A 3,421-nucleotide genomic window follows, 5' to 3' on the forward strand; every position below is an offset into this window, starting at 1 on the left:
GAAAGTTGTCACCACCGTAGCCGACAAGAACCTCGAACGGGCACCCGACCTGCTCAAGCGCAAATTCGTGGCCGCCGCGCCGAACCGGGTCTGGGTCACCGACTTCACCTACGTGCAGTCCTGGGCCGGCACCGTGTACGTCGCCTTCGCGGTCGACACGTTCTCACGCCGGATCGTGGGCTGGGCGGCGGCGACCAACAAGCGCACCCAGTTCGTTCTGGACGCACTCGACATGGGTCTGTGGCAGCGCGAACGCGCAGGAATCCCGGTACGCCCGAAGGAGCTGATCCACCACTCCGACGCCGGCTCGCAATACACCAGTTTCCGCCTCGCCACCCACCTGGCCGCGGAACACATCGCGGCGAGCATCGGCACCGTCGGAGACGCCCTGGACAACGCCCTCATGGAATCGACCATCGGTTTGTACAAAACCGAGTTGATCAAACGTCAGGGCCCCTGGCGCACCCTCGCCGACGTCGAGATCGCAACCGCCGAATGGGTGGACTGGTACAACACCAGCCGCCTCCACAGTGAGCTCGGTCACGTCCCACCCATCGAGTACGAGGGAGCCTACTACCGCCAGAATCATCCAAACCTGCAGGTCACAGCCACAAACTAGAGTCTCTGGAGAACCCGGAGCGGTTCACTGGAGAACCCGGAGCGGTTCAAACTGCTGGGTCAACGTCCAGGAGTCCACCGCCGTGAACGCCGAGACACTCGTGAGGGCGTTCCAGGCATAGGTAGTGATACCTGTCAGTCGCTTGCGAGTGAAGAAGGTCGGACTCTTGGCGTCGCAAGCGTCGTCTTTCTGGCAGATCGAGTCGAACGGCACATCCGGCCAGTTGTCGGCCGTGGAGTCCGTCAGCGACGTACAGTCCGAGGCCGTGCAGCGTTCGTCGTAGGAGAAGGTGACCTTGTCCGAGGTAACCCCGGTGAACAGGGTGTCCGACCGCTGACCGTAGAGGATCTTGGTCAGGTAGCCGCCCCGGGTGTACGCGGCGGTGGCGGTGGCAGCCAAAGACCTTGCACGGCGAGGTTTCGGCATTGTTCCGGCAGATCGAGACCCCGCCGGGCGGACCCGAAATCCGAGCCCTCACCCGCCACCATGCGCTGGAGGAGATCGAGGAACCAACAGCGAGCTGCTGGCGGGACGTCGTCCGCGAGCGCCGCCAGGGCAACGGAGGTCACCGCGGATGCTGGCTCCCAGAGAACCGCCGGAGACCATACATGGTCTTCGAAACTGACGTGACTCGGTTCCCGCCCGGACCCGCCGCCTGCAAGACGCAGAAGGTCCTGGGCGAGGTGCTCTGCGGAATTACCGCACCCGCAGAGCATGCCCATCCAGTCGTGCCGGGAAATCTCTATGTCGACCAGTCGCATAGCTCCCAGACCTTAGACGGCGTCCGCGGAGCTCTTCATGGCGGCCGTAGCTTGCCACCTTCACCGCAGGCTCACGGAACCACGTGCACGGGTTGGCGACCTGGGCCGTCGCTGGGCCGTCCATGGGCACGCAACGGCGATCAACGCTGACAACCACTGACGGCTCAGCCGCAGATCACAGCGTTGATCGGTGAGGCGACCGCAGGCCACAGAGCCCCAGCGTCACTTCTTCGGCTCCTGATGCCGCTCCTGCCCGTTAGAGCTGCTGCCGACTGCTTCTTGACGCCGTTTCAGTTGGTGAAGCAAGCCCTACGGAGGTGACTACCTCTGCTTCCGCGCTCGCAGGGCGAAGTGCGGCTACGAGCCGACCCAACCGGCGGCGTTCGAGTACGACTCATAGGAGTAGCGCGTGCTGCGGTCCCACTCCTCGCCCGTGATGTTCTCATATGCCCGGTCGGGCACGTAAAGCAAGCTCTCGGCCCACACGAGCCCCGTGGCGTACGGCACGAACTGCACTGGATCTCCCAGAACGCTCTCGTACGCTTGGCGACCGGCGGCAACGACAGCGGCGCGCGCGTAGAGAAACCCGTCGCCCGACAGCCCCCGCCCGTACTCCTTGCGATCCAGCCGGTACAGCACCCACGACAACTGTTCGGCGAACCCGGTAACGGCAGAAAGCGGACCGGCGGTCAGGCGTGCCGTCAGCGTGGCCGCATGCTGCTCCGCGTCCGGGTCAGGCTCTGCTGGCGTGCAGCCCTCAATGAGCTGCCAGAAGACGTTCTCGTCCATGCCCAGAGCATGACGGATCGGTCTGACAGACCCCACAACAACCGACCACGGCCGGTATCGTCCGCTACAGGCTTCATGGCGCCCTCTATGACCGCAGGCGCCCGACTCGGCTAGAGCTACGGATCAGAAGGTGACCGCGCCCGTGGCGTGCCCGATGGGAGGGCACGCCACGGGGAAGAGCGGTGAGTTGTCCTCGATCGTGCAGGTCAGCGTTTTGTCAGGTCAGCCACCGGGCGCATACGGGATCTCGCCGCAGCCGAGCTCGGCGACCTTCTGCGCGACAACGCGCTGGACCACACCACCGCGGTGCTGGTCGTCGGCCGCCTGGTCGCCTTCACCGTCGACGAACGACCGGACGGTCCGCGAGTCAGCGCTGAACTCGATCAGCGAGGCGTTCAACCACTACCGCCTGCCCCGGGACCTGTTCACCGCCCTGGTGCCCGCAATGGCGGCCATGGAGCCCGAACTCCTTGGCCACACCCTCTACATCCTCGGCGCGACCCAGGACCCAGCAGCAGCCGTAATGATCCGACCCCTCCTCGGACACTCCGACGCTTCCGTGCGCGAGGAAGCCGCCCTCGCCCTCACCGAGATCCCCCAAGAACCCGCCCCAAAAGACGCCATCACCCACAACACTTGACTATCACTCATACCACCGCCAGTAGCCGGGGTTGGAGGACTCAATGTCGTTGGTCACACACCGGCAAACGAGACCCTCACCCTTGGCACCACGCTGTGTTTCGCGAAGGAGCGCGGCTGGCCCGGCAACTGCTGTCCGCACTGGAAGCCGGCCCGAAGGCCTCATGAACAGAGGCATCCACAGGGCGCTGGCCCTCACGTACTTCGCCTGACGGCCGTGCGAGAGTGGTGCAATGAAGACCATCGGGTTACTCGGGGGCATGAGCTGGGAGTCCACGGCGGAGTACTACCGGCTGCTGAACGAGCTGACGCGTGAGCGGCTGGGCGGGCTGCACTCCGCGCCGTGTGTGCTCTATTCGGTGGATTTCGCACGGATCGAACAGCTCCAGGTCGAGGGCCGCTGGGACGAGGCAGGCAAGCTGCTGGCCAAGGCAGCGGTTGCGGTCCAGGCGGCTGGCGCGGACATAGTGCTGGTCTGCACCAACACCATGCACAAGGTCGCCGACCAAGTGGCGGACGCGGTGCGGATCCCGCTCGTGCACCTGGCCGACACTACCGCGGACGCCGTACGAGCGAAGGGCCTGCGGCGCATCGGACTGCTGGGCACCGCCTT

The 3,421-nt window shown here is 65.2% G+C and carries 4 protein-coding genes and 1 pseudogene; 3 read left to right on the top strand and 2 right to left on the bottom strand.

What is annotated here, in order from left to right; all coding sequences use genetic code 11:
• Positions 1 to 619, top strand: a 619-nt coding sequence (locus EFK10_RS46430) for an IS3 family transposase (RefSeq protein WP_127361643.1), incomplete at its 5' end; no start/stop codon positions are given.
• Positions 620 to 667: 48 nt separating this feature from the next.
• On the opposite strand, the pseudogene EFK10_RS46435 reads toward EFK10_RS46430, so the two are convergent.
• Positions 668 to 1,027 (bottom strand): annotated as a pseudogene (locus EFK10_RS46435) (hypothetical protein); the annotation flags it as partial.
• Positions 1,028 to 1,737: 710 nt separating this feature from the next.
• Positions 1,738 to 2,169, bottom strand: a complete 432-nt coding sequence (locus EFK10_RS46440; RefSeq protein WP_127361644.1) for a DUF4240 domain-containing protein — start codon at positions 2,167 to 2,169, stop codon at positions 1,738 to 1,740.
• A 130-nt stretch (positions 2,170 to 2,299) separates the two neighbouring features.
• Between EFK10_RS46440 and EFK10_RS46445 the strand changes: the two genes are divergently transcribed.
• Positions 2,300 to 2,809, top strand: coding sequence for a HEAT repeat domain-containing protein (locus EFK10_RS46445; RefSeq protein WP_240677898.1), 510 nt, complete (start codon positions 2,300 to 2,302; stop codon positions 2,807 to 2,809).
• A gap of 232 nt (positions 2,810 to 3,041) precedes the next feature.
• The coding region (locus EFK10_RS46450; protein WP_127361645.1) for an aspartate/glutamate racemase family protein at positions 3,042 to 3,421 on the top strand (380 nt) is incomplete at its 3' end.

The sequence above is a fragment of the Streptomyces soli genome (assembly GCF_003999195.1).
In the GTDB taxonomy this organism is placed as follows: domain Bacteria; phylum Actinomycetota; class Actinomycetes; order Streptomycetales; family Streptomycetaceae; genus Actinacidiphila; species Actinacidiphila soli.

What these genes read in the sequence shown, in the direction of transcription:
- EFK10_RS46440 (WP_127361644.1), bottom strand. Translation starts at nt 2,169, where the DNA reads ATGGACGAGAACGTCTTCTGGCAGCTCATTGAGGGCTGCACGCCAGCA.